Below are 25,936 nucleotides of genomic sequence, written 5' to 3'. Positions count from 1 at the left end.
AACAATTAAACACCCTTAAAAACACATGATAAAATAGAAATCAATCAATTAATCACATAATATTGAAAAATTATTAATATTCAAACAGAACACTTCCCCATGTAAATCCGCTTCCGAATGCTGAAAGAAGCACAAGATCTCCTCTTTTGATCTTTCCTTCCTCGATTGCTTCGCTTAATGCAATAGGAATAGAAGCAGCCGTCGTATTTCCGTATTTCTGAATATTATTATGGACCTTCTCATCCGGAAGACCAAATTTCTGCTGGACAAACTGGGCAATTCTAAGATTGGCCTGATGAGGAATGAACATATCAAGATCTTCAATAGTTTTTCCTGCTTTATTCAGAGCCTCCATCATGGTTTCAGGGAATCTTGTCACCGCATGCTTGAATACAAAGTTACCGTTCATGATAGGATAAACTTCCTTGTCAGTAACATTTTCAGGCTCTTTTCTCATTCTGTCGCTCCACCCGAATTTGGAACCCGGGAACTGTGTACACAGTTCATCAGCATATTTTCCTTCGGAATGCATGTTTACCGCTAAAATATCTCCTGCATTTTCATCTTCCGTTGCTGAAAGTATAATAGCTCCTGCCCCATCTCCAAAGATCACAGAAACACCCCTTCCTTCATCTGAAAAATCAAGTCCGAAAGAATGGATCTCTGCTCCTACTACAAGTATATTTTTATAAGTTCCTGATTTGATAAAAGCATTGGCAACACTTACTGCATACACAAATCCGGAACATTGATTTCTTACATCCAAAGCACCGATGGTATCACACCCCAGCATATCCTGAAGTAAAACACCGCAACCCGGGAAATAATAGTCCGGAGAAAGCGTTGCAAAAACAATATAATCTATATCCTGAGCAGTAAGGCCTGCCTTTTCAAGAGCTTTTTGAGAAGCTTTGAAAGCTAAATAGGCAGTGGTTTCCTGAGAATCATTTCTGTTTTTTCTGTGTCTTCTTTCTTTGATACCCGTTCTTTCCGTAATCCATTCATCATTGGTGGTCATCAGTTTTGCTAAATCATCATTCGTAACAACATTATCTGGAACATAAAATCCAATCCCCTTTATTGTACTTTTAATCATATAGTTTTTTTAATTTTGGTAAAGATAAAATTATTAACAGATAGTTTTTCAAAATATTAGTATTTTTATTATATGCCAATTGATACGATATACAGAGACTCCCAATGTGAATGGGTAGATGTAGAGGCTCCCACTGCGGAAGACCTGAAATTTCTTCACGAAAGATATGAGATCAACAATCTTCTCCTGGAAGACACGATGGACCCCAACCACCTTCCGAAATATGAAGAGGATGGCAATATAAAGTTCTTTCTCCTCCGCGAAAGCACAGAGCTGGAACGTAAAAATCTCAATACCATAAGCGATATCAGCACAAAAATCGGGATCTTTCTGGTGGAAAATACCATTATTACTATCCACAGGATGAAGACCAAAAGCATTTCGGAAACGAAGAAGCAAATCACCGGTATGCAGACAGAAGTTCCGCCTTCAAAAATAGCTTTAATAATAGCCCTGCTGATCATGAAAAGCTTCGATGACGAGTCGGTAAGTCTGCTGGAAACGATGGACAATATCGAAAATGAAATTTTTCTTAAAAACACCAACCATACCAACCAGATCAGAAGACTGTATAAGCTAAAAAGGAAATCCGGACTGAATTCCAGGGTGATGACCATTTCCACAGATGCTGTGGATAAATTCAGATTATTACATCTTCAGGATTCTGAAATTGTTGATTTAAAGGACAAACACAAAGATGTAGTGGCAGATTTTGACCATCTTAATATCCAGATTACCAACCTTATTTCGATGTTCCTCGCATTGTCGGATCAGAAAGCGAACCAGGTCATGAAAGTTCTGGCTATTTATTCAGTATATTTCTTGCCGATCACCTTCATTGCCGGTGTTTACGGAATGAACTTCGATAATATGCCTGAGCTTCATCATAAATACGGTTATTTTATAACGTTGGGCATTATGGCTTTGGTGGTGATCTGTACGTTTATTTATGCAAGGAGAAAACAATGGTAATGGAATTAAAAAAAAATCAAATAAATGAAAACACTTAATGAAAAAATGAAAGATTGGACGGATATTGACATTGCAATGCATGAGATTGCATTGAAATTAGAACTCATACCTGAAGACAATTTTCCCAAATTTAAGTCATATTATTGGTCAGGGACAGAAAAAAGCAAAGCTTTAAAAAATATATTATATGAATTAACAAATATTGGATTTCTGGACTTTAATACAGATGAAAATATTGTCAAAGTAAATCAAGAGTTTTGTTTTGAAAAATAGTTTATAAGCTTATCAAGAAATGTTTTTTCGTTGGTAGAAGAAACTTTTTCAAGATTGACTGCTCAGTCACAATAAAACACCAAACCGCCATGAAAACCGAAATCCTAAATAAAATTCTTGAGGAAGATATTCTCTCCGGAGCGTCTAAAAATAAGCTTTCTGCTCTGCACGAAAATATTTCTTCTAAAGAGTTTTCTGACCTGTTAGATGCTCAGGGAAATCAATATGTAGAGTTTGTTCAGGAAGGAGGCGGTGTATGGGGGAGTGCGCTGGTTGGCTATCTTTATGGTCTGGAAATTTTTGGAGTCCGTTTTCTGAAAGTAGCGGGAACCAGTGCAGGAGCGATCAACACGATGCTTATTGCTGCCTGCAAAACTAAAGAAGAGGCTAAAAGTGAGATCATCAAAGATATTCTCTTCAGCTGGAATTTTGCAGATTTCATGGACGGAAAAACCTACGTTAAAACAACCATCCATGCAATCCTTAACAATAAAGATTTTTTTAAGATCAATGCCATTATTGCAGCGGTCCTTATGATCATTCTTATAATTATTCCTTTTGCAGCTCAGCCTGAAACCACGCTAAGCGCCAAACTGCTTTTCCTGATCCCACTGATTCCCGTTATTATTGCTTTTTTCTGTATTAAAAAATTCTATAATGATTTCAGAAAGCAAAACAGCGGATTCAATCCGGGAAATACATTTTTGAGTACAATGCAAAGTGTTCTGGATGGTTTCGGAATTAAAACTGTGGCTCATCTTAATGAGAAATTTATTCAGGAAGAACAGGATCTCAACCTCAATTACCGCTACGGAAATAACCAGGAGTATTATACCATTGCTCTGAAAAGCATAGAGGCAATCAAGGAGAAAAATCTTGAACATATTGACCAGACCCGTTACAGGATATTTTACGAAAGTGCCGTCAACAATGATTATTACAAGAACAACCCTTTCTACCAGCTCCGTTCGGAATATGTTGTAATTACTACGGACATTAATGCAAAGATAAAGGTAGAGCTTCCCACAATGGCCAATTTATACTGGTCGGAAGAGGAACTGAAACATATCAGCCCCGCTGAATTTGTGCGGGCATCCATGTCTGTTCCTTTCTTTTTCGAACCCTTCCAGAAAAGGATCAATAAGGATGATGATTCTGTGAAATACGCCTGGAAATTCTGGATGAACACGAAACCGGAAGACATCTACCCTGTCGGTCTGTTCATTGATGGGGGAAGCATTTCCAATTTTCCCATTGACATTTTCCACGCCAGCGATGTATTTTATCCGAGAATGCCGCTTTTCGGGGTACAGCTTACCAGTGATTCCGATATCCTTTCGGACAAAGGAAAAACCAGTGAACAGATTCTCAAAACACCATTTTCTTACGCAGGAAACATCATCAGTACTTTAAAAGGTTTTAATGACAAATTATTTCTTACCAAGCACAGTTTTTACCGGCTTTACAGTATCCAATCTGTGAACTGTGGCACAAGCAGCTGGCTGAATTTCTTCATGAAAAGAGAGGAAAAAGAAGATCTTTTCAACAGAGGCTTCCAGGCTGCCCTCGACTTTCTTAATCAGTTTGACTGGGAGAAATATAAATATGAAAGGATGATGCTTTCGATGAAGGAGAAAAAAATATTGAAGGAAGAGGATACAAAAACGGTGGGGTAAGGAAATTAAATATTTACAGGAAACTTAGTATTTACACTAGTTTCATCACAAACTTTCCAAAAACTCCAGATACATCGGTACACTTCTTTCAATCCATTCTTCTGAAGGATCGTTTTCGATTCCATAATAGACAAATGGTTCTTTGTAATCTGCTCTGATATAGTCAAAAGTAAGCTCATAAGGCCGGAAAAGCTCGTTCATGGTATATTTATATTTCCCGGATGCGCTGTAACCTTGCTCATCAATTCCTGCCGTAACGGCCAGGGTCATCTTCTTTCCTCCTAATTTATAGCCGCTTTTGCTTCCGTAAGCCCAACCGTAAAGCAAAACCTCATCAAACCATTTTTTCAAAAGAGGCGGACTGCTGAACCAATAAAACGGAAACTGGAAAACTATTCTTTCATATGATTCCATGAGTTGCTGCTCTTTCGCAACATCTATCTTTTCATCCGGATATGCTTCATACAGAGAGTGAACGGTATATTTCTCAGGATGTTTTTTCAGTTCCCTGATCCATCTTTTATTGATCACCGATTTTTCTATATCAGGATGAATGACTATGATTAATGTTTTCATTTTTATTTAAATTTCTTCAGCAAAAATAATATGCGTAACTTACATTTTCAATAGTAGTGCCCAATTGTATGGTACTATAAAAAATGTAAGTAATGACTAAAATAAAGGAAACATCTACCAATTTTGCCAATAAAAAAGCCCTTGCTGATGAATGTCCCGAAATCTATGCTTCCAATACAATCGGCGGACAGTGGGCACTCGCAATCTGCTGTTACCTGATCAACGGGAAACTGAGGTTTGGAGAGCTTAGAAAAAAGCTGAACAATATCACAGAACGTATGCTCACGCTGCAGCTTCGCAGGCTGGAAGAAGACCGTATTATCACCAGAACCGTTTATGCTGAAGTTCCGCCCCGTGTGGAATATGAACTGACCGAGATTGGATATAAGCTGAAACCTATTATCCTGGAATTTGAAAAATGGGGGAAAGAGCATAAGGAAATTATGAAAAATATAGATTCTGCTTCTGAATCACAAAAATTATAATACTAAATTTAGATTCTAGCTAAAGCCCGCTTCTACTATCAGAATTCATTACTCTAGTCCATCCAAAGCGGCTTCTGTTTCAGCACATGATGATAAACAGGGCAGCTCTCGGCATGTGCCCCTTTCAGGTAACCTGTACTCATTAAAAATTCATTGACAATTTCTCCGCCTGTAAATTTGAATGTCTTTTTGAACAGCTTCATCCATTCCTGAAGGGTTTTCGGATGATGATATTCCAGCCACTTTTCAAACGACCCGAATTCTTTCTGCAATTCTATAATGGTCTTCGCATTTTCAATGGCAGCATTTATTTTGAGTCGGTTTCTTATGATTCCGGCGTCATTCATAAGCCTTTCTCGATCGTCTTCCGTATAGGCTGCAATGATCTGAATATCAAAATTGCTGTAAGCTTTCCTAAAGCTCTCTTCTTTCTTTAAAACAGTTTCCCAGCTTAGTCCTGCCTGGTTGATCTCCAGAATCAGCCTTCCGAAAAGTTCATTATCATCATGGATAGGAAATCCGTAATAATTATCGTGATAGTTTTTATGCAGTTCTTTTCTGCTTTCGGGCTGCATTCCTTCGATGGCTAAACAATAACTCATTTTAATAAATTTTCTGTTTTGGTTGAACAATTTCAGGCGGTAAAGATAAGACAGGTTTGTGACAACAGTTAGTCAGCAGTATTTTAATTTTTAAATATTATAGTCTATATATTTATAAAACATTTTAAATTAGAAGCTTCAAAAAACAATCCATGAAATCTCTCCTGTCTCTTCTTTTCAGCCTGCTTTTGGTTTCCTTTAATGCCCAGAAAATCTATTCTAAATCTTACGGCAGTCCGAAAGACACGCCTGTTATTTTCATTCATGGCGGACCGGGTGGAAATGCCACTTTATTTGAAGGAACAACAGCTCAGAAGCTTGCAGATAAAGGATTTTATGTTATTGTATACGACAGACGCGGAGAAGGCAGGTCCAAAGACGGCAATGCTTCTATGACTTTTAAAGAAAGTTTTGAAGACATCAACCAAATTTATAAAACCTACGGCATTAAAAAGGCAAATATTCTCGCCCACAGTTTTGGGGGAATTATAGGAACCCTGTTTACGAGACAGTTTCCTGAAAAGGTAAGTTCACTGACCCTGGCAGGAGCTTTATTTTCCCAGCAGGAAACCTACGATCATATTTTGAAAAAGGCTGAAGAAAAATTTAAAGACAATCCTTCAAAACTGAAAGAGATCTCTGAGATTGAAAATTTAAATAAAAACTCTGCAGATTACAGGAAAAGATGCTACAATATAGCAAGTGATATGAATCTCTTCTCCATGCCTTCCCCTACTCCTGAGAGCCAACAATTAAGGAAAGAATATGAATCGGGTGAGTTTTATGCTGCCAATTTCAGAAATCCGGAATCGCCCTTGAAATTTTATAAAAATGAAACTCGGAACAATCTCGACAATACTGCCGTTTTGAAAGAAATCAAAAAACAGGGAATCCCAATTTTTGCTATTTATGGAAAAGATGATGGCATATTTTCAGAAAAGCAGCTCAACGATATGAAAGCAATCGCCGGAGCAAATCATTTTAAGGTTATTGGCAACTGTTCGCACTACTTATTCGTGGATCAGCAGCATGAATTTCTGCAATTCCTAAGCTTACATCTAAAATAAAGTGTAGTTTTGTAAAAATGCCCATACCAGGAACCCATATGAAAAACCACAAAGCACTCATCATGATGCTTATACTGGTGTTTTCATTATCACCGTGTTCCGTAAAAAGAGATTTTCTCGGAATTTTTGATATCCAGCATATCAGCGGTTTAAATAAAGCAAAAACAACAACCGTTTCAGTATCGTTATGTGGCCCTTCTGCCGACGCTTCATCAGTGCAGACTATCCTTTCAAAGGCTGATGTTAAGCTTAAAAGTAAAGGTTTTCTTTTCAGTTTAAGTACAGTTATCGGTTTAGGAGAGAAAAAAATTGCTTTCAACAAATATTCCGGACACTCTACCGGAAACAGTCCACCGAAATATATTTTGTTTAAAAGATTGAAGTTAGATCTGGTTTAAATTCTAACCGGATTAATTTTTAACACACAGTCTTTTAATACAATACAATTTCAATGAAACATACTTCAGACAGCCGGTCTTATGACCTGGCCGGACTCTACACATTATCACTCCGTCTGGTAATCGGATGGACTTACTTCTCAGCTTTCTGGCGCAGACTCGTTCTCGAAAATAAATTAAGCCCTGATGAAGCGGGATATATCGGTGAGAAATTCAATCATTTCCTGCCTAATGCCTTAGGCATAAAACCTCTTATCGAATATCTGGTTACCCATCCGGATGCCTTACATACGTCCATGGTTACCTTTACCATTGTGGAAGCAGTTGTAGGGCTTTTTATTATTTTAGGATTATTTACAAGATTAATGAGCATCGGCATTTTTGGCCTTGCGATGGGAATCCTGTTGGGCTCCGGCTGGATCGGGACAACCTGTCTTGATGAATGGCAGATCGGTGTTTTGGGAATTGCGGGAGGATTTGTTCTGTTCCTTACCGGAAGTGGTCCTTTTTCCCTCGATCATTATTTCATTAAGAATGATAAGAATTTCACCCGTAAAAAATGGTTTTTATGGCTGGGATCGGGTATTCTTCCTTTCTCAAAGCCAAAGACAATTGTACTCGCAGGTTCTATCTTCATTTTTGGACTTACACTCTATACCAACCAGTATTTTCATGGTGGAGTCTGGGGGATACTGCACAATAAATCCGTAAAACCTAAGATTGAAATTTCCAATATTTCTTTAGTCAATACAGATCTAACCTTTGAAGTTTACAGAACGGAAGGTGCAGATGTTTACGGCTCTTTTGTTATAGGCATTCATATTCTGGATAACAACGGGAAGATTATAAAAGTTGTAAACCACACAGAACTTTCAAACTTTTCAAAAGAAAACATCAGAAACCATTATGTAGCTAAAGTAAAGCCGGGAAAACACAGCCTGGTTATTCCGCTTGGCTCAAAAGCTGTCCTTACATTGAACCTCAATGATATTTTAATGGAAAAAGACAAGATTCACACGATAAAACTGATTGACATCAGTGGGATAGAGTGGACGGCGAAAATTAATAAGTTTTAAAACCATTAAGGACTTTTAAGCTTTTAAGAATATTAAGTGAAATGCTTCGACTCCGCTCAGCATGACGTTTCTGATACTAACTGTTTTTAACAATCCTTTTTAGTGTTGTTATGCTGAGCGAAGTCGAAGCATCTTTCAGGAAGAACATTCGTATCATTTCCGCAAAAAAACCTCCGGATATTTCCGGAGGTTTATATTGAATTCAATTTAATGCATGGCTTCACTTAAATCTATTTTCTCTTTGCTTTTCCTTTCTTTAATGAAAAGAATAAACGGTATACAAACGAGGAATATAACTCCTAAATAAAGGAAAACATCCATATATGAAAGTACCGTAGCCTGTTTTGTGACTGATAGATCCAACATTTTATAAGCGGCATTCATGGCTGCATCCGGAGTCATTCCCTTTGCAACAAAGCTGGCTTTTAATGCATTCAGACGCTGCTGTACATCAAAACTGTTTTCATCCAGATGGGAAATCAGATTAAGCCTGTATTTCTGACCTGCATTGGCAATAAACGTGGTAATCGCTGCAATCCCGAATGAACCTCCGAGCTGTCTCATCATCCCTGTAAATGCCGCACCCTGGCCAATTTCCTGTCCTTTCAATGTACTCAAAGACAGTGAAGTGATCGGGATAAACAAAAGTCCCAAACCGGCTCCCCTTACGATCAGCATCCAGAAAAAAGCATCTTTACTGGTATCCGGTGTAAGGATTTTGTAGCCCCAGAAGCTATACACAAAGAAGATGAACAGTCCCAGAGAAACAAGGATCTGCTGTTTTGCCCCTTTTGAAAGGAGTCTTCCGATAATCGGCATCATGAAGGCTGTCGTCAGCGCTGCAGGGATCATCAAAGCTCCCGACTGCAGGGCCGTCCATCCTAAAATACTCTGTGTATAAAGCGGAACGATGAATGTAGAACCATACAGCCCAAACCCCAAAACAAACGACATCACCGTTCCGATTCTTAAGTTTCCGTTTTTCAGTACCCGGAGTTCCACAATGGGATATTTGAAGGTAAGCTCCCGCCATAGGAAGAGGATGAATCCTAATATGGCCGATACGGTAAATGTTACGATCATTCCACTCTCAAACCAGTCTTCTTCGTGCCCTCGTTCCAGAATAAACTGTAAAGATCCAACGGTAACGGCCAATAAAGCAATTCCGATCCAGTCTACATCCGAAGCCTTCCGTTTTTCAGCATATTTCGGACTTTTCACAAACTGTAAAGTCATCAGCGTTGCTGCAATTCCAATCGGAATATTGATATAGAAAATATACGGCCAGCTGAAATTATCTACGATATATCCTCCTAATGGCGGGCCTAAGGTTGGACCGATAATTACTCCCAGACCATAAATCGCCTGAGCCATACTTCTTTTCTCAATAGGATACGATTCTGTAATGATCGTTTGTGAAGTTACCAGAAGAGCTCCCCCACCTATTCCCTGCATGAGTCTGAAAAATACAAGCTCCCAGATATTGGTGGCATTTCCGCATAAAAATGAAAATATGGTGAATATAATGATGGAGGCAGCAAAGTAATTTCTACGTCCGAACTGCTGCGACAGCCAGCTTGTCATCGGTACCACAATTACGTTACCGATGGCATAAGCTGTAATCACCCAGCCAACTTCAGAAAGAGTGGCTCCAAGATTCCCCTTCATTTCATTCAGGGCAACATTCACAATCGTGGAGTCCACAATTTCAAGCAGAGCACAAAGGATTGCTGTGATCGTGATGATCACCCTCCGGGCTCCATATTCTACTAATGATTCTTGCATAGTTTTTTACGATGTAAAAAAGTCAATTGTGAATTCTGCTACGCAGGGGAATGATGAATTTTAAAACCAATCATTTAAATTGACAATAAACAAATTCACCATTGACAGCGAAGCTAATTGACCATTCACAGTTTTAATATTATTTAAGCGACACTTCTGCTTTTACGTTCATTCCTGTTCTCAGTCTTTTTGCAATATTCTTGTCCAGATTTACAAAATCGATCTTTACAGGAAGTCTCTGAACCACTTTTACGAAGTTACCGCTGGCATTATCCGGAGGCAGAATTGAAAAAGTAGCTCCTGTTGCCGGAGAGAATGAGCTTACAACTCCATCAAACTCCTGGTCAGGGAAAGCATCAATTTCAATTTTAACTTTCTGTCCTTCTACCATTTTATCTACCTGTGTTTCCTTGAAGTTGGCCACTACCCATTTCTGGTCATTTTTAACCAAAGCAAAAAGTTGCGATCCGGCTTGCAGGTATTGACCCGCCTGAGTGGAAACTTTACCTACATACCCGTCTTCCGGAGCAAGGATCACCGTGTATGATAAGTTTAATCTGGCATTTTCCACATCCACTTCTCTCTGTTTTGCTACTGATCCGGCAACGCTGATCTGCTGAGAGCTTGCTGCAGTCTGAGAAGACGCAATGGTAGTCTGCTGTGCAATCTGATTTCTCTGATCCACCAAAACCTGAAGCTGTCTGTCCGCCGACTGTTTAGCCGCTAAAGCCTGTTCGTACTGCTGTTCTGTAATCGAATGGTCTTTGACAAGATTGGCATATCTTTTCAGATCCTGTGATGTTTTCCAAACATTTACTTTTGCTGCTTCTATCTGTGCATTGGCTGTTGTTACCGCTGCCTGGGAAGAGCTTATATTTTTTGAAGTAGCCGTAGTGGTAGCTTCTGCATTTGAAATATTGCTTCTGGCTGTTGACAGAGCGGCCTGAGCCTGCTCAAGGGCCATTTTCTGATCTCTGTTATCCAGGATCACCAAAGTATCTCCTTTTTTTACGAACTGATTGTCTTTTACTTTTACTTCTGCTACATATCCGGAAATTTTAGAAATTACCGGCGCCATATTGGATGTAATCTGTGCATCGTCGGTTTCTTCATGATACTGTCCGTAAGTAAAAGCTCTGTATCCATAAATCCCTCCACCGATTACAACAGCGGCTAAGATGATAGGAAAAACAAAACTTTTTTTCTTTTTAGGTTCAAGTTCAGCGGTTGTTTTATTATTATTTTCCATTTTGGTTTCAGTCTGATTATTTAATTGTTAAAGTTCCTGTTGTCTGTAATAATTTTCTGTACGCTAAAGCGGCATCTGCCTTGGCATTGATCACACCTACATTAGCTGATATCTGAGCAGCGTCCGCATCCAGAAGTTCTGTCATGGTTGCAAGACCGTTGTCGTATTTGTTTTTGGTAATCCTGTAGTTTTCATTAGCCTGTTCAGCAGCTTTTTCATAAACTGATATTCTCTTTTTAGAGTAATCAGTGTTCTGATATTCTCTGTTGACATCAAGTTTAATGTTGTCATTCAGCAATTCATCATTGGCTGCCAACTGCTTTTCTCTAGCCTGAGACTGTCTTAACGATGAATTTTCTTTCCAGATATTGGATAGGTTATAAGAAATTCCAACCCCGACGTTTACAGCATTGTATATGGTCAGGAATTTTGGAATATCTGCCGCCACATATCCTCCGGTAAATGCTATAGAAGGAAGGTTTTCAGCTTTTGCGGATTTTGTTCCCAGTTCTGCAGCTTTTCTTTGCTGAGCCAGAGCCTGCAGATCTTTACGGTTTTCTTTAGCCTCATTTACGTAGTAATCCACTGTTTTTACTTCAGAACCTTCATCGATATAATTCGGATCAACCTCAATTTCTGTGGTTTCCGGAATCCCCAGCAGCAGATCCATATTGATATTGGCAATATTATAGTTGTTTTTAGCTTCCAATAGCTGCAGCTCGATATTTGAAGTCTGAAGGTTTGCTTTTAAACGGTCATTTCTTGCAATAACTCCATTATTTTCAAGCTTAAGAAAAGTCTCATCTCTTTTTTGAGAAGCCGTAAGGTTTTCTTCTAAAACTTTGATGGACTGGTTAGCTTTAAATAAATTATTATAAGCCTGGGCAACATTGTAAGCAATCGCTATTTTATCATTCTCCGTGCTTAGCTTTGATGCTTCCACCAAATATTTTGCAGACTGGATACCATATTTGATCCTTCCACCGCTGTAAACCGGAACACTTAGGTTAACTGATCCGTAAGCCACCTGATGCACTTCCGGGCCTCCTTCGCCTGAAACACCTGAAAGCTTCAGATCAACAGTGGGCTTAAGAGGAAGGTACATATAGCTTCCCGAAACTTTAAGTTCCGGAAGCTGCCTGTTTTTAGCTTCCAAAAGATCTGCCGTAGCTTCTTCTATTTTAGCAGCATCGATCTTAAGGTTTTTACTGTTCTGGATTCCCAGCTGCACGGCTTCATCGAGAGTGAGCTGTTTTTTCTCCTGAGCATTGATGGCTGCCATTCCCATAAACAGGGATAATGCCAATACCGAGTTATTTATTCTCTTCATAACCTAAAAGGTCTTTTAGTAAATATTTTATATGTTTATTAAGTTCTGTGTAGTACTTTTCATCAAAAACTTCATCCTCCTCCGTATCGTTCAGGAATTCTTTGTACATCTCTTTGGCATTGGATGCATAAAATAAGGTTCCGCTTACTGTGGCATGAAGTAGATAGATAGGAGGATTTTTAGTGAAAATTCCCTTTTTCAGACCGCTTTCAAGAACCTGGGAATACATGGAGATAAAGCCCATCTTAGTCTGCTTCAGAAATTCCACGATCTGCGGCTTTTCCGTGTGAAGCTGCTCACGCTGCATGATTCTGTAAAAACATTTATGATGTCTTACTCTTCCGGAAAACTGGTCTACGATCTTTTCTATTTTCTGCCATTCATTGATATCTGTTCTTTCAAGAATATCTTTGGCAAAGAACTGACCTTCATTCATTCTGTATTCCACTAATTTCTCGTACAGCTTTTCCTTGGATCCGAAATAGTAAGAAATCATCGATATATTTACATTCGCCGCCTTGGAAATCTCCCTGGTGGAAGTTCCTTCGAAGCCTTTTTCAGCAAAAAGCTTTTCAGCAGCAAACAATATATTTTCTTCTTTTGAAATCATAGTAATTCTATTTTTCAGGCCGCAAATTTACATAAGATTCTAAACAAATCAAACGATTGATTGATTTTTTAATTAATATTTAATATTAGCCAATGTAAACAGCTGAATATTAATTACATTTAAAACAAAAAAAATTAAAGAAAATGTAAGTAGCGTCAGAAATTTTGCGCAATATGGAAAGTCCGAAAGAGTCCGGACTTTATTGTATTCATTTAAAATTAGTCGTGTAATCAGCCGGAACTATGAGTTTTTGTGAATGTACCGTGATAATTTAATCCCAAGGTCTGTCCAGACAATTTTAGGATTCCCGTTTCTTGTCAGGTGCAGATCCGCAGTGCTGATCTCTTCCAGAATACTTTCAATATTGGCCCCGCTGATGAATTTTGAGAATCCGGTCCAGTTGAAACCGTCTGCATCAATCTTTTTATACACCAGATTTTCGGACTGGTAATTCTGAAGCAGGGCAAGCCTGAAGATCTCGGAGCAGTAGTTAAGGAAGTTTTTCTGTTTTTCACGGTTCCAGCCTGCAATTTCTCTGGCCCATAGGATAATGCTTTTAAGGAACTGAGGTTTCTTTTTTACCATGAACGCATCTCTTACCCACTGTATAAAAAGCTTTTCAAACTCGTCGCTCTTATGTCCGGAATTTAAAATTTTCAGAGCTTCATTAAGGTCGCCTTGGGCTTCGTGAACAATCTCCCTAACTTTTTCTTCTGAAATTTGAAAATTCTTCCTAAAGTAATTTTCCAGATCCTCATCACTTATTCTTGGAACTTCCACGATCTGTGTCCTGGAAAGAATGGTGGGAAGAATATCATTAGCCGTTTCAGCAGTAAGAAGAATAAGTGTTTTTGCCGGTGGTTCTTCCAAAAACTTCAGAAATTTATTCGCGGCTGCTATATTCATTTTATCGGCTCTCCAGATGATCAGGATTTTGGTTCCGCCTTCAAAACTCTTTAAAGCAAACTTCTGGTTCTGATCATCAATTTCATCGGCAGAAATAAAAAGCTGTTTGTTTTCAGATTCAAGAAAAGCGGTCCAGTCGTCATAGCTTGCATAGGGAGAAGCCATGATCATTTCCCTGAAATCCTCAAATTTATTTTTACTTAAAGAATTTTTGTTATCGGTAAAAACGGGGAAACTAAAGTGCAGATCAAGATGGTTCAGATGTTCCACTTTCGAAGCAGCATGTTCATTTTCCCGGGTAAAGATCTCTTTGGCATAGGCCAAAACCATAGGAAATGTACCATATCCTTCTTTTCCTAAAAAAAGCTGGGCATGGCTTACCCTGTTTTCAGCAATGCTTTCACGAAGAAGTTTTTTCAGATTTTCCTGTCCGGCGATGTTCTCCCAATTCATGGCTCAAAGATAAAGAATTTTTAGAACGGATGATTTCTGAAATGTGAATTTTGCTTCGGAAGTGAATGGTGAATTTTAGTAATATCATTTATAAGTAAAGCATAAAAATAACAGGCAAAGCGTATTCACAATTAACAATTCACCATAATTATGGCTATTCATCCCCCTTAACAAACTTTAACCACATATAATTTTTACAATTCATTAATATTTAAGATATTTGCGCATTGTTTTAAAAATAAAGAATGAAAAAAATCTTTGCCGTATCATTCATATCAGTTGGATACTTCCTAAATGCACAGAGTATTAGTAACTCTCCGTATGCAACTTATGGAATTGGGGATGTAAAATATGATAATACGATTGAAACTGCCTCTATGGGTGGTATATCTACTGCTTATATCAGTGATTTCACGAGCAGCTTCAATTTCGCAAACCCTGCGAATAACTCTAATTTCGAGCTTACAAGTATCAGACTGGAGGCTACCAACGAAAACAATTACTTCAAAACAGATTATAACGATACGAAGTCTACCAAACATTCTACGTATCTTTCTAATATTGCATTGGCATTTCCATTGTCTCCAAAGGTAAAGATGGGACTTTCTTATCAGCCTTACAGTTCCAAGAGCTATGATATTGTAAATACGATTAAAACCTACGAAACTGTAGATAATGTTCAAACATTAAGCGGATATTATACGAACCGTTTTAAAGGAAGCGGAACTTTGAATACTGCCCAGGCAGCCATTTCTTATAAAATCAACCAGAACTTTGCGGTAGGTTTGAGAGCTAACCTTTATTTTGGAAATCTTTATGACCTGAACGAGCTTAGGTCTTACGATAAAGACGGAGTAGCTAATGCTGAATATATCAACGGTTACGAAACTAAAAACAGCATTAAAAACTTTAATTTCACGCTTGGGGGTAGCTACCAGAGCCTGAATACGCGTACAGACAAGAAATTAACCATCGGGGCTACGGCTACGTTTGGTAATACCAGCAACATGACCACAGATTACGTCAACAGTACTTATATATATTCTGATGTTGCACAGACAGTTAAGGCTTTGGAAACCGTTATAGAACAAAAAAGCACAAGCTCTAAAAACCTTCTTCCATTACAGGCATCTTTAGGGGTTGGATATGGAAGCGAAAACCACTGGTTCTTTTCAGGACAGCTTGACTATAAAAAAGGAGAAGATATTTCTTATTTCGGAAGAACTTTTGACTTCCAGGATACTTACAGAATTTCTGCCGGAGGATGGTATCTGCCGAATTATAACAACTTCAGAAACTATTTTTCAAGAGTAACCTACAGGTATGGGGCTTTCTATGAACGAGGAAATCTTAAGATAAACGGTACCAGCATCAATAAGTTTGGGGTCTCTGCAGGGGTATTGCTTCCATTCAAAACCAGCAGTATTACAAGAATGAGCGGTCTTGAACTGGGCGTTGAACTTGGAAAGAGAGGAACTCTTAATAACAACCTGATCAACCAGAATTTCATTAACTTAAAAGTCGGCTTCAACTTTGCTGACAGATGGTTCAGAAAGACTCTGTACAACTAAAATGAATTTTTCAATAAAAATATCATATAAAAATATAGCATGCCTTTTTAGTTGTGCTATATTTTTTATACTGACATCCTGTGAGGAAGATCTTACCAAAGCCAATGGAAATAAAAGCAAGAACTTCCCTTCACAGATCATCAATAACGCAAATATCATACAAAGGGATTCAGGTTTTATATCTTTAAAAGCCAAGGCTCCGATCATTGAAAAATATGAGCTGATCGACAGTCCGTACGTTGTGGCCAAAAGGGGGATCAACATAGAATTTTACGATAAGAAGAAGCCTAAGATTCCTGGTAAAATCACCGCTAAATATGCCCGCATTTTTGAATATAAAAGATTCTACGAAGCCAAAGGCGATGTAAGAATTACGACCAATGAAGGCCAGCGGTTCGCAATGCAGAGTATCTACTGGGATCAGAAAAAGAAAAGAATTTACACAAAAGACACCGTATATGTCACCATGGAAGACGGCTCTACTCTGGTTGGTGCCAATGGTATGACAGCCAAAGATGATTTCTCCGAATATACTTTCTTCAATAATTCAGGGGATTTCAGTACAAAAAGACTCGAAGAAAAAAAAACACCACAGTAATATGAAAGTTCAGGCTATTGGGCTCATGTCCGGAACCAGTCTGGATGGTCTGGATATCTGTTTTGCTGCTTTTGAAAAAAAGGAGGACTGGAATTTTCAGATCATAAAAGCTGAAACCCTTCCCTATTCTCAAAACTGGGAGGAAAAGCTCAGAAATTCCATTCATTTATCTTCGGAAGAATTACTGGAACTTCACTCGGAATATGGTTTTTACCTTGGCCAGAAGGTCCGGGAATTTATTGACCGTCATCGTCTCGAAAAGATTGACCTGATCGCCTCTCATGGCCACACGGTATTTCACCAGCCTAAAAAGAAATTTACTCTCCAGATCGGAGACGGCAGAGCCATCAAAATAGAAACAGGACTTCCGGTTATCTACGATTTCAGAAGCCAGGATGTATTGATGGGAGGAAACGGAGCTCCCTTGGTTCCCATCGGGGACGAACTTCTTTTTTCTGAATATGATGCATGCCTGAATCTGGGTGGGTTTTCCAATATCTCTTTAAAGCAGGATGGCAAAAGAATAGCATTTGATATTGCTCCTGTCAATATTGTTCTGAACAGGCTTGCTCAGAAATTCAATAAAAATTTTGATGAAAACGGAGATTTAGCCCGAAAAGGCCGTATTGACAAAGATCTTCTGGAAAAACTTAATTCCCTGGATTTTTATGATCAGCCACATCCTAAATCTTTAGGAATTGAATGGTGCAATGAGTCTATCTTCCCTCTTTTGGCAGGCATTACAACAGAAGATGCCATGGCTACGTTCACTGAGCATGTGGCCTGGCAGATCTCAAATGTTATTAACCAACACCATTTAGAAAATGTCCTCTGCACCGGCGGCGGCAGTTATAATACCTGTCTCATCGAAAAGATCAGAGAAAAAACAGCGTTTTCAGTTATCACTCCGGACAGGCAGATCATCGATCATAAAGAAGCGTTAATCTTTGCCTTTATGGGTGTTTTAAGGATGAAGAATGAAATCAATGTCCTTTCTTCTGCAACCGGAAGTACCGGAGATCACAGTTCAGGAGTATGGGCATAAAAAAACCTTCATTGCTGAAGGTTTTCATATTATTTGTAAGCTTCGATCTTATCTGTCAGTGTATTGATAAAGTTCTGAAGCGGCTTTTCCACCATCATTTTGATAAAAGGATTAAATTTTCCTTCAAAAAGCATCTGAACTTCAGTTTGACTTTCGTTGATAGAGTTTAAAGCAGCGGTCAAGGTAAAATCCAGACTTGAGCTTGCGGATTTCAAAACTGCTTTCTGCTCGTTCACTTCATCTATTTTCAAAGCGATTTCAGGCATACCCTGAAGACCGAATTTGAACCCGTTATCTCTGGTTTCAAATTTCTGAAGACCATCCGGCATAAAATCTTTATAGTTTTCAGGCGATTTCAATATTTCAGACAAGTCTTTAGATGATTTATTGACAATAATCTTTCGTCCTTCTAAATTCATTTTTTATTTTTGTATTTAAATTCTTAATTCTTACAAATATATGTATAAAGTTTTTGTGAACGAAAAAAAATTATTAGTGTCTAAGCAGCCCGAACCTCTTGAAAAAGAACTTAGGTACGAAAGTTTCACAACTTTAGAGATTGCATTGGATCTTCTGGAAAATACTTCGGTGAAAGAACTTAATGTTTTCGGTGAGAATATTGAAGAAATCTGGAGCGAATTCCAGAAGCTTTTCAGAATCATAGAAGCGGCAGGCGGCCTTGTCAGCAACCCTGACGGAAAGCTGCTTTTCATTAAAAGGTTAGGCAAATGGGATCTGCCCAAGGGTAAAATGGAAAAAGGCGAATCCCGCGAAGAATCGGCTATAAGAGAAATTGAGGAGGAAACAGGGCTGAAAAATGTAGAGCTGGTAAAATTCATTAATACAACCTACCATATCTATATCGAAAGAAACGGTGAAAAGATCCTTAAATGCACACATTGGTTTGAAATGAACTTCGATGGTGAAGATACCTCGAAACCACAGATAGAAGAAGGAATTACAGAAGTTGCCTGGAAAAACACCACTCAGATCGAAAATGAAGTTTTCCCAAGCACTTTCCAAAATATTAAACTGATCGTAAAAGAATTCTGGAATTCAAAGCTTAAATAAATTCGATAGCCTTTTCAAGCGCAATCCCTCTTGAACCTTTTAACAGGATATTTTCTGCATCAATTTTATTCTGCTTGAGATATTCTATTAATTCTGCCGTATTTTCAAAAGACAATGAAGAGGAACTGACAGCTTTAAAATGTTTCCCTACCGTAATGATTTGGTCAAAAGCTAATTCCTGGGCAAGATTTAAGATATTTTGATGTTCTTTTACGCTCTCCTCACCCAATTCAAGCATATCACCGATAATGATTGTTTTACGGCCTTCAAAGGTCACAAAATTGTGCAGTGAAGCAGTCATAGAGCTTGGATTGGCATTGTAGGTATCCAGGACTAATGTTGCATTTTCCTTTTTCACGACCTGCGAGCGCATATTGGTCGGGGTATAATTTTCAACAGCATGTTTTATGTTTTCAAAGCTGATCCCGAAATGAAGACCAAGACTGGCTGCTGCACATAAATTGGTAAAGTTATATTCTCCGGTCAGCTTCGAAACTGCTTTTGAATTCTTATATTCTAATCCTACAAAGTGTTCTTCGGAAAACAGTCCGAACTGGTAATCGGAAGTATGTTTTCCAAAGGTAATTGCAGGCGTATAGTTTTCCGTTTTTTCTACCTGTACCGGGTCATTCTCATTGACAATAATAGTCTGATGATGGGCTTTCAAATAATCATACAGTTCAGATTTCCCTTTGATCACTCCTTCAAATCCACCAAAGCCTTCCAGATGGGCTTTCCCAAAATTGGTAATATACCCAAAGTCCGGCTGTGAAATAGTACATAAAAGCTCAATTTCTTTCTGGTGATTGGCTCCCATTTCTACCACTGCCATTTCATGCTCAGGTTTAATGGAAAGAATGGTTAAAGGAACTCCAATGTGGTTATTTAAATTTCCGGAAGTATACTGTACATTGAATTTTTCAGAAAGAACAGCATGGATAAGCTCTTTGGTCGTTGTTTTCCCATTACTTCCCGTAAGCCCGATAACAGGGATTTTAAGCTGATTTCTGTGGTGAATCGCAAGCTGCTGAAGAAATTCCAGTGTAGAAGGAACACAGAAGATGTTTCTATCCTTATTTTCAAATTCCTGTTTCTCCACAATCACGGCCAAAGCTCCGTCATCAGCAGCTTTTTCTGCCAGTGTTGCAGCATTGAAATTTTCACCGGAAAAGGCAAAGAAAATATCATTCTTACCGACTTTTCTGCTGTCGATTGTCACTTTATCTGACTGTAAAAATAAAGGATAAAACTGTTCTATATTCATGTGGAAATATATATTTTTTTTAAAGAAGTCACATGCAATCGCCAAATCTATACAAGTGTTTTTAGACTTTTTAGCCAAAGCGATTTCATAGTTCAAAAATAAAAAAACCTTCCGGAAATCCGGAAGGTTTTTTATAAGTATTTTTTGATAAATATTATCTTCTAGTTCTGCCTTTATCATTAGCTCTGGCATCCTGTGCAACACGGAACCCAATCCATCCGAAAGCTTTGCCTTCGTTTTTGTATCTTCTTTGTCCCGGATCCAGCCAATATGCTGTATCCTGCCAAGAACCACCTTTTACAACTCTTACGTCATTAGATACTGCAGATGTTCTGTCTCTGGTATCTTTCTGTAGTTTTACTCTTCCCCCTGCATCTACAATAAATCTTCTCTGAGGAGCATTGTACATATTAAATGAAGAAGATGAGTCTGAAGAAGCTCTGTAATATTCTAAAGAAGACTGTCTGTCACCATCTCTGTAGTTTCTAAGATCAGCAACGGTTTCTCTTTCAAACTGTCCAGGTAAACCTTTGTATACTAATCTTCCGTCTGCTAAAGTATCATACTTGATCGTACCTTCGTCGATCATTTTGTAAGTTCCGTCACCGTTTCTTACAATAGCCTGAGGCATATTCCCTCTATAGTAGTTGAAATCGTTGAAATCTTCATCAATGATTGGTCTGTATACGTCAGCCGTCCATTCAGAAACGTTTCCGTACATACCGTAGATTCCAAGATCGTTAGAAGGATATTGTCTTACGTCTGCTGTTTGTGCAGCTCCGTCGTTTTTCCATCCTGCAATACCGGAATAGTCACCTCTTCCCATTTTGAAGTTTTCAAGGAACATTCCTTTATCTCTTCCTTTGGTACCTCTTAATCTTTCGATTTCAGGTTTTTTACCTAAGTATTGGTTGTATTCTCTGTTTTTAGCCATACCAAGAGCTGCATATTCCCATTCAACTTCGGTAGGAAGTCTGAACTTCTGAACCATTGAAGCATTTGGAGCTCTGTTTGCAGAAAGAAGTCTCTGGTTGGTTGTTTTCATACCAGATTTTTGCTGCAACCTTTTCTCATTGATATATCCCTGCATTTCCGGATCATTCGATTTGAATTTATCCATGTTGAATGCAGTTCCGCCCTGGTTATTGGATTCGTTGATGTACAAATCTTTAGCAATAACTCCGGCTTGCATTAAAGCTTTTTCATTTGCTCTGTCTGTAAGCCATTCACAGTATCTGTTCGCCTGAGTCCAGGAAACGCCTACTACCGGGTAGTAATCGAATTCCGGAGAACGAAGATACGTTTCATTATAATCGTTTCTAGCTAGTTTGTTGTCCCATAAGAGAGTATCTGGCAAAGCGCCGTTATAGATCTCCTTGAAGCTGGGGTCACTTGGTGGAAATACATACTTCAACCATGTAAGGTATTCGCGGTATTCGTAGTTAGTAATTTCTGTTTCTCCGATGAAGAATGAACTTACCTGCATTCTGCGCGGTGTGTTATTCCAATCATGCATAACATCATCTTTCACTAATCCCATTGTAAAAGTTCCACCTTCTACATATACCATTCCTGGCCACCCCTTCTGTTTTTGTTGCTTTCCTGCAAAAAACCAACCTTGTTTTTCGTTTGGTTTCCAACCCGTCTTGCTGACAAATTTTTTAGTACCGCCTCCTTTGCTGGTCCCGGATCCGCCACAGCTGGTTAATGCAAGTGTAGAACTTAATGCTATTAATGAAAACAACTTTAGTTTTTTCATAGTCGATATAAATATTTTCAAAGTACAAAGAAAAAATAAATTATTCAATAAATCAAGTAAACATTTGATTTTTTTGAAAAACGTTAACAAATTAATTTTATTGTATCACAATTTAATTCTAAAATTTTCATTTTATTTGTAATTCAGAAATTTCAATAATAAACATGAAACAAAAAATCACCTTTTTATTACTATTCTCTTTTGTATCAACACTTTGGGCCCAGAGAAAAGCCATAGAATGGGAAGGCTCTAAAATCCAAGATTTTGGTGACACAAAATTAAATCTTCCAAATTTCAAAAATGAAGGTTTTTCGTTCAGCCAAAATAATGTTTTTATCATAACCAAACAAAAAATAGGAGAAAAGCAGCTGAAAGTTTCAGATCTGGCCTGGGAGAATGTTTCCAGTAAAGATTTATATGATCTTGACAAGGGCAGACTGCCGGATTATGACGTTGCAGATATTGCCTACTATACATTGGAAGGAGAAAGGTATGCAAGCATCAGTGTGTCTTTATTTAAGAATGTAAAGGGACGTATCCAGAGACTTTCTTCATTCAACATTTCTGAAACAGCAGCTTCCAGCAATTTCATATCCGGAAATGCAAACAAAGTGGGAAGCACCGCAAATCCTCTTTCGAGTGGTGGCTTTTATAAAATTAAAGTAGACAAATCGGGTATATTTAAAATTACAACCCAGTTTTTAAAAGATAACGGCATTAATCCGGCTTCTGTAAATCCGAAAAATTTCAGAATTTATGGAAACGGCGGTGTAATGCTTCCTGAATATAACCTGGACACCAAATACAGCGCACTTCAGGAAAATGCTATTCAGGTAGTGGGTGAAGAAGACGGTGTATGGAATGACGGTGATTATGCTCTGTTCTATGCTCAGGGGCCAGACGGATACAATCTTTATGACACATCCAACGGAAATGGTTTCAAGAGAGTGGACAATAGAATGGACAGAAGCAATAATGTCAAAAATATATATGAAGATTTTTCTTACTACTTTATTAATTTTGATAAGGGTGCAGGCAAAAGAGTGCAGCCAGTCGACGTTAATCTTCCGGCCGGTAATTTAATAACAAGGTATGATAATTACCAGGTGATTAATAATGACCAGAAGAATCTTTTAAAAGTAGGACGAATCTGGGTGGAAGAAGCGCCATTTACTACGGATAAAGCAGTAACTTTTACTACCAATTCACCAATACAGGCTGGTGATGTCATAAGATACAGAACACAGGCGATAGGCTATAGATCTCAGCAGAATAGTGTTGAATTTAAAATTAACAACCAAAACCCTATCACTCAGACGGTTCCGGCCAATACCAATAATTATGTATTTGATTTTTATCAGCTAAGATATGAAGGAACGATATCCAACCTGAGCGGAAACCAGATTACTTTTAATTATGCTCCCAATATTTCTGTAAATCCGAACGGAGTTTTCCACTTTGATTATGCGGAAGTACAGTATAAAGAAAATCTTGCTTTCAACGGATCCCAGATGAACTTCAGGGATTTCTCACTTACCAGCGGAACCAATACCAGTTACGGCTTCGGTATTTCCAATGCTGTAAACCTTGAGCAGGTATGGGATGTAACTGATATTACAAATGCCAACAGAAGAGTAAATAAAGCGGGCGCAGGCAGCTTTAACTTTGGCTACCTGACTTCTGACCCAAATTTCAATAATGAATTTGTGGCTTTCCGTGCTGATGCAGCATATAACCCTCAGTTTGTAGAAAGAGTTGCCAACCAGAATCTTTCCGGGCTGCAGAATGTGGATTACCTCATCATCACAGTTCCCGAAATGATGGGACAGGCCCAGAGACTGGCCAGCTACCACCAGACTAAAAACAATTATACGGTAGAGATCGTAGATGCGGCTAAGATTTATAATGAATTCGGGAGCGGAAGCAGAGATCTTACTGCAATAAGGGATTTTGTAACAAAGCTTAATAACAGCGCAAGACTTAAATATGTATTTATTTTGGGAGACGCTTCTTATGACTACAAAAACAGGATCTCCGGCAATTCGAATATAGTTTCTGGTTACCATGGTGAAAATTCGGCAGATTTTGTCGGTTCTTTTATAACCGATGACTATATTGTGATGACGCAGCCACAGACTACATCTTCCATTGAAAATAACCTTCCGGATATCCCTGTGGGCAGAATTCCTGCAGCCAATGCAACTGAAGCGGGAAATATGATCAGTAAAACTCTTGCCTATTACAATGCTCTTCCAGGGCAATCTTCTCCTTTCGGAGAATGGCGTATGAAGCTTGATTTTGTAGTAGATGATGATAAAGATGGCGGAAGTCCATTCCATGAAGTAATGAATAATACGCTAGCCAGTGTTTTTGAAGTTCCCGGCCAGCAGGATCTGAAAGAATATAACGTAAGAAAATTATATCTGGATGCTTTCGCAGCCCAAAGTACTGCGGCCGGACAAAGATTTCCTCAGGTGACCCAGGCCATTTCAAATGATATCGGAAACAGTCTTTATCTGTTCTATTTCGGACATGGAGGAATCAACGGATGGGCACAGGAAAGGGTACTGACGAGTACGGAAATTCAGAATTCCAATAATTTCTCCAATGTATACAGCAGATTCCCGTTTGTATCTACCATCACCTGTGAATTTACATTATGGGATGAACCGGCTACTTCTTCTGCAGGGGAACAGTTCATTAAACTTAAACAGGGAGGTGCTGCTGCCATGATTACATCAAGCCGTGCCATTGGGGTAGATTACGGACGTAACTTTACAGATCTTTACACAAAGAATATTTTCAAACTGATCAATGACGATTTCGAAACTTTAGGTTATGCCCATTTAAATGCTAAAAAACAAAAAGGAGCCAATATTGACCATCTGAAAGTAAATTTACTTGGGGATCCGGCAATGAAACTGAGCAGGCCACAGAGACAGCTTGTTATCGACAATATTGAATCTCCGGTTCCGGGACTGATCAGAGGTCTGGATTTCATTAAAGTGAAAGGCCATATCAACAATCCTAACGGAACGGTTAACACAACTTTCAACGGAAGGGTTTCTATCAATATTTTTGATAAAAGACTCAACAAAAAAACCTTGAATAATGACGGGGCATTAGCACCTGTCATGAATTACACAGAAGAAGGAAGTGCTATTGTTAAGGCCTCAGGAACTGCGGTAAACGGAGTCTTCACTGTAGAATTCTATGTGCCGAAAGATATCAACTATGCTGTAGGACAAGGAAGAATACTGGGCTATGCGGACAATAAAGTAACAGATGTGTTCAATAACCAGGCAGTACAGGTGGGAGATATCAATCCTAACGGAATCAACGATAACGAGCCACCAAAAGTAAAATTGTATATGAATAATACAAATTTTGCCGATGGCGGAATTACCAACCAGAATCCCATGCTTTTGGCTTGTGTTACAGATGATACGGGGATCAATTCCACAGGATCTGGTGTAGGTCATGATATTACTGTTTATCTTGACGGGCAGATCATCAACACGGTTGTTCTGAATGATTTCTTTGCATCAGGCGAAGGAAACGGATGTCTTAGCCCAAGTCTTGCCGACTATCAGAAAGGAAATGTAACCTACCCTTTCAGGAATTTAGCAATAGGACAACACCAGTTAACATTTAAAGTTTGGGACATAAACAATAATTCGACAACGTCTACGTTAAACTTTGAAGTTAAGGATGAAACCGACCAGCATCTGATCATTAACAGACCGCTAAACTGGCCGAATCCGTTCACCAATAAAACATACATCCAGTTTGAACATAACTGCGATGATATTTTAGATGTAAATGTTCAAATCTATACGATAACAGGAAAATTAGTGAGAACATTATCTCAGCCTGTAGTTGCAGAACCGTTCCTACAGGGCTTTAGAACGCCTCGTCAGGCAATAGAATGGGACGGAAGAGACGATTTTGGGTCAACTGTTGCAAAAGGTACGTATATTTTTAAGATATTTGCAAAAAGTCAAAATCAAGAAAAATGCAAAGGAAGTGCTACAGCTGTAGAAAAAATGGTACTTTTGAAATAAATTAAATAAG

23 protein-coding genes are annotated in these 25,936 nt (G+C 38.5%); 12 read left to right on the top strand and 11 right to left on the bottom strand.

Annotation, left to right across the window (positions count from 1 at the left end):
- Positions 1 to 73 precede the first annotated feature (73 nt).
- On the bottom strand, positions 74 to 1,096 hold the full coding sequence (locus AC4IFE_RS01685; RefSeq protein ID WP_490754376.1) for a 3-oxoacyl-ACP synthase III family protein: 1,023 nt from the start codon (positions 1,094 to 1,096) through the stop codon (positions 74 to 76).
- A 72-nt stretch (positions 1,097 to 1,168) separates the two neighbouring features.
- On the opposite strand from AC4IFE_RS01685, the gene AC4IFE_RS01680 reads away from it, so the two are divergent.
- From AC4IFE_RS01680 to AC4IFE_RS01670, 3 genes are all read left to right on the top strand, one after another.
- Positions 1,169 to 2,068 carry a magnesium transporter CorA family protein gene (locus AC4IFE_RS01680; protein WP_490754374.1) on the top strand — a complete coding sequence of 300 codons (900 nt, stop codon included), beginning with the start codon at positions 1,169 to 1,171 and terminating at the stop codon, positions 2,066 to 2,068.
- 24 nt (positions 2,069 to 2,092) lie between these two features.
- Positions 2,093 to 2,341: a hypothetical protein gene (locus AC4IFE_RS01675; RefSeq protein WP_490754372.1), complete on the top strand. Its 249-nt coding sequence runs from the start codon at positions 2,093 to 2,095 to the stop codon at positions 2,339 to 2,341.
- Between the two features lie 89 nt (positions 2,342 to 2,430).
- Complete coding sequence (locus tag AC4IFE_RS01670) at positions 2,431 to 4,017, top strand: patatin-like phospholipase family protein (protein WP_490754371.1); 1,587 nt, start codon at positions 2,431 to 2,433, stop codon at positions 4,015 to 4,017.
- A gap of 45 nt (positions 4,018 to 4,062) precedes the next feature.
- Here the strand turns inward: AC4IFE_RS01670 and AC4IFE_RS01665 are convergent, their stop codons facing one another.
- Complete coding sequence (locus AC4IFE_RS01665; protein WP_490754370.1) at positions 4,063 to 4,593, bottom strand: NAD(P)H-dependent oxidoreductase; 531 nt, start codon at positions 4,591 to 4,593, stop codon at positions 4,063 to 4,065.
- A 92-nt stretch (positions 4,594 to 4,685) separates the two neighbouring features.
- Between AC4IFE_RS01665 and AC4IFE_RS01660 the strand changes: the two genes are divergently transcribed.
- On the top strand, positions 4,686 to 5,078 hold the full coding sequence (locus tag AC4IFE_RS01660; protein ID WP_490754369.1) for a winged helix-turn-helix transcriptional regulator: 393 nt from the start codon (positions 4,686 to 4,688) through the stop codon (positions 5,076 to 5,078).
- A 53-nt stretch (positions 5,079 to 5,131) separates the two neighbouring features.
- Here the strand turns inward: AC4IFE_RS01660 and AC4IFE_RS01655 are convergent, their stop codons facing one another.
- Positions 5,132 to 5,680, bottom strand: coding sequence for a DNA-3-methyladenine glycosylase I (locus AC4IFE_RS01655; protein ID WP_490754368.1), 549 nt, complete (start codon positions 5,678 to 5,680; stop codon positions 5,132 to 5,134).
- Between the two features lie 152 nt (positions 5,681 to 5,832).
- Between AC4IFE_RS01655 and AC4IFE_RS01650 the strand changes: the two genes are divergently transcribed.
- From AC4IFE_RS01650 to AC4IFE_RS01640, 3 genes are read left to right on the top strand one after another with little or no spacing between them, the layout of a single operon-like run.
- On the top strand, positions 5,833 to 6,747 hold the full coding sequence (locus AC4IFE_RS01650) for an alpha/beta hydrolase (RefSeq protein ID WP_490754366.1): 915 nt from the start codon (positions 5,833 to 5,835) through the stop codon (positions 6,745 to 6,747).
- Positions 6,748 to 6,764: 17 nt separating this feature from the next.
- Positions 6,765 to 7,145: a hypothetical protein gene (locus AC4IFE_RS01645; RefSeq protein ID WP_490754365.1), complete on the top strand. Its 381-nt coding sequence runs from the start codon at positions 6,765 to 6,767 to the stop codon at positions 7,143 to 7,145.
- A 53-nt stretch (positions 7,146 to 7,198) separates the two neighbouring features.
- Positions 7,199 to 8,221 (top strand): TQO small subunit DoxD, encoded by a 1,023-nt coding sequence (locus AC4IFE_RS01640; RefSeq protein WP_490754363.1) that lies wholly within the window; start codon positions 7,199 to 7,201, stop codon positions 8,219 to 8,221.
- Positions 8,222 to 8,428: 207 nt separating this feature from the next.
- Here the strand turns inward: AC4IFE_RS01640 and AC4IFE_RS01635 are convergent, their stop codons facing one another.
- The 5 genes from AC4IFE_RS01635 to AC4IFE_RS01615 all read right to left on the bottom strand — a co-directional run bounded on the left by AC4IFE_RS01635 (position 8,429) and on the right by AC4IFE_RS01615 (position 14,554).
- Entirely contained in the window at positions 8,429 to 10,006 is a 1,578-nt protein-coding gene (locus tag AC4IFE_RS01635) for a DHA2 family efflux MFS transporter permease subunit (protein ID WP_490754362.1), read from the bottom strand.
- A 139-nt stretch (positions 10,007 to 10,145) separates the two neighbouring features.
- Positions 10,146 to 11,255: an HlyD family secretion protein gene (locus AC4IFE_RS01630; RefSeq protein ID WP_490754361.1), complete on the bottom strand. Its 1,110-nt coding sequence runs from the start codon at positions 11,253 to 11,255 to the stop codon at positions 10,146 to 10,148.
- Between the two features lie 16 nt (positions 11,256 to 11,271).
- Positions 11,272 to 12,585: a TolC family protein gene (locus AC4IFE_RS01625; RefSeq protein ID WP_490754359.1), complete on the bottom strand. Its 1,314-nt coding sequence runs from the start codon at positions 12,583 to 12,585 to the stop codon at positions 11,272 to 11,274.
- Complete coding sequence (locus AC4IFE_RS01620) at positions 12,569 to 13,195, bottom strand: TetR/AcrR family transcriptional regulator (RefSeq protein ID WP_490754357.1); 627 nt, start codon at positions 13,193 to 13,195, stop codon at positions 12,569 to 12,571. The genes AC4IFE_RS01625 and AC4IFE_RS01620 overlap by 17 nt, the downstream gene beginning before the upstream one ends.
- A 240-nt stretch (positions 13,196 to 13,435) precedes the next feature.
- On the bottom strand, positions 13,436 to 14,554 hold the full coding sequence (locus tag AC4IFE_RS01615) for a DNA polymerase III subunit (protein ID WP_490754356.1): 1,119 nt from the start codon (positions 14,552 to 14,554) through the stop codon (positions 13,436 to 13,438).
- 245 nt (positions 14,555 to 14,799) lie between these two features.
- Between AC4IFE_RS01615 and bamG the strand changes: the two genes are divergently transcribed.
- The 3 genes from bamG to AC4IFE_RS01600 are packed head-to-tail and all read left to right on the top strand — an operon-like array spanning position 14,800 to position 17,768.
- A complete protein-coding gene (gene bamG / locus AC4IFE_RS01610) occupies positions 14,800 to 16,125 on the top strand; it encodes a BamG family beta-barrel-assembly machinery protein (protein WP_490754354.1) in 1,326 nt (441 codons plus the stop codon).
- Between the two features lies 1 nt (position 16,126).
- On the top strand, positions 16,127 to 16,723 hold the full coding sequence (gene lptC, locus AC4IFE_RS01605; RefSeq protein ID WP_490754353.1) for an LPS export ABC transporter periplasmic protein LptC: 597 nt from the start codon (positions 16,127 to 16,129) through the stop codon (positions 16,721 to 16,723).
- 1 nt (position 16,724) lies between these two features.
- Positions 16,725 to 17,768 (top strand): anhydro-N-acetylmuramic acid kinase, encoded by a 1,044-nt coding sequence (locus tag AC4IFE_RS01600; RefSeq protein ID WP_490754351.1) that lies wholly within the window; start codon positions 16,725 to 16,727, stop codon positions 17,766 to 17,768.
- Between the two features lie 29 nt (positions 17,769 to 17,797).
- On the opposite strand, the gene AC4IFE_RS01595 is transcribed toward AC4IFE_RS01600, so the two are convergent.
- Positions 17,798 to 18,187, bottom strand: coding sequence for an SRPBCC family protein (locus AC4IFE_RS01595; protein WP_111960645.1), 390 nt, complete (start codon positions 18,185 to 18,187; stop codon positions 17,798 to 17,800).
- 40 nt (positions 18,188 to 18,227) lie between these two features.
- On the opposite strand from AC4IFE_RS01595, the gene AC4IFE_RS01590 reads away from it, so the two are divergent.
- Positions 18,228 to 18,839: an NUDIX hydrolase gene (locus AC4IFE_RS01590; protein WP_490754349.1), complete on the top strand. Its 612-nt coding sequence runs from the start codon at positions 18,228 to 18,230 to the stop codon at positions 18,837 to 18,839.
- On the opposite strand, the gene AC4IFE_RS01585 is transcribed toward AC4IFE_RS01590, so the two are convergent.
- Both AC4IFE_RS01585 and gldJ read right to left on the bottom strand, forming a co-directional pair.
- Entirely contained in the window at positions 18,832 to 20,103 is a 1,272-nt protein-coding gene (locus AC4IFE_RS01585; RefSeq protein ID WP_490754347.1) for a UDP-N-acetylmuramoyl-tripeptide--D-alanyl-D-alanine ligase, read from the bottom strand. The genes AC4IFE_RS01590 and AC4IFE_RS01585 overlap by 8 nt on opposite strands.
- A gap of 154 nt (positions 20,104 to 20,257) precedes the next feature.
- Positions 20,258 to 21,862 carry a gliding motility lipoprotein GldJ gene (gldJ, locus tag AC4IFE_RS01580; protein ID WP_490754346.1) on the bottom strand — a complete coding sequence of 535 codons (1,605 nt, stop codon included), beginning with the start codon at positions 21,860 to 21,862 and terminating at the stop codon, positions 20,258 to 20,260.
- Between the two features lie 164 nt (positions 21,863 to 22,026).
- Here gldJ and porU point away from each other — a divergent pair, with 164 nt between their 5' ends.
- Positions 22,027 to 25,926 (top strand): type IX secretion system sortase PorU, encoded by a 3,900-nt coding sequence (porU, locus tag AC4IFE_RS01575; protein ID WP_490754345.1) that lies wholly within the window; start codon positions 22,027 to 22,029, stop codon positions 25,924 to 25,926.
- Positions 25,927 to 25,936 lie beyond the last annotated feature (10 nt).

The sequence above is a fragment of the Chryseobacterium sp. UF-81 genome (assembly GCF_058245105.1).
This window is presented reverse-complemented; position numbering and strand designations above follow the sequence as displayed.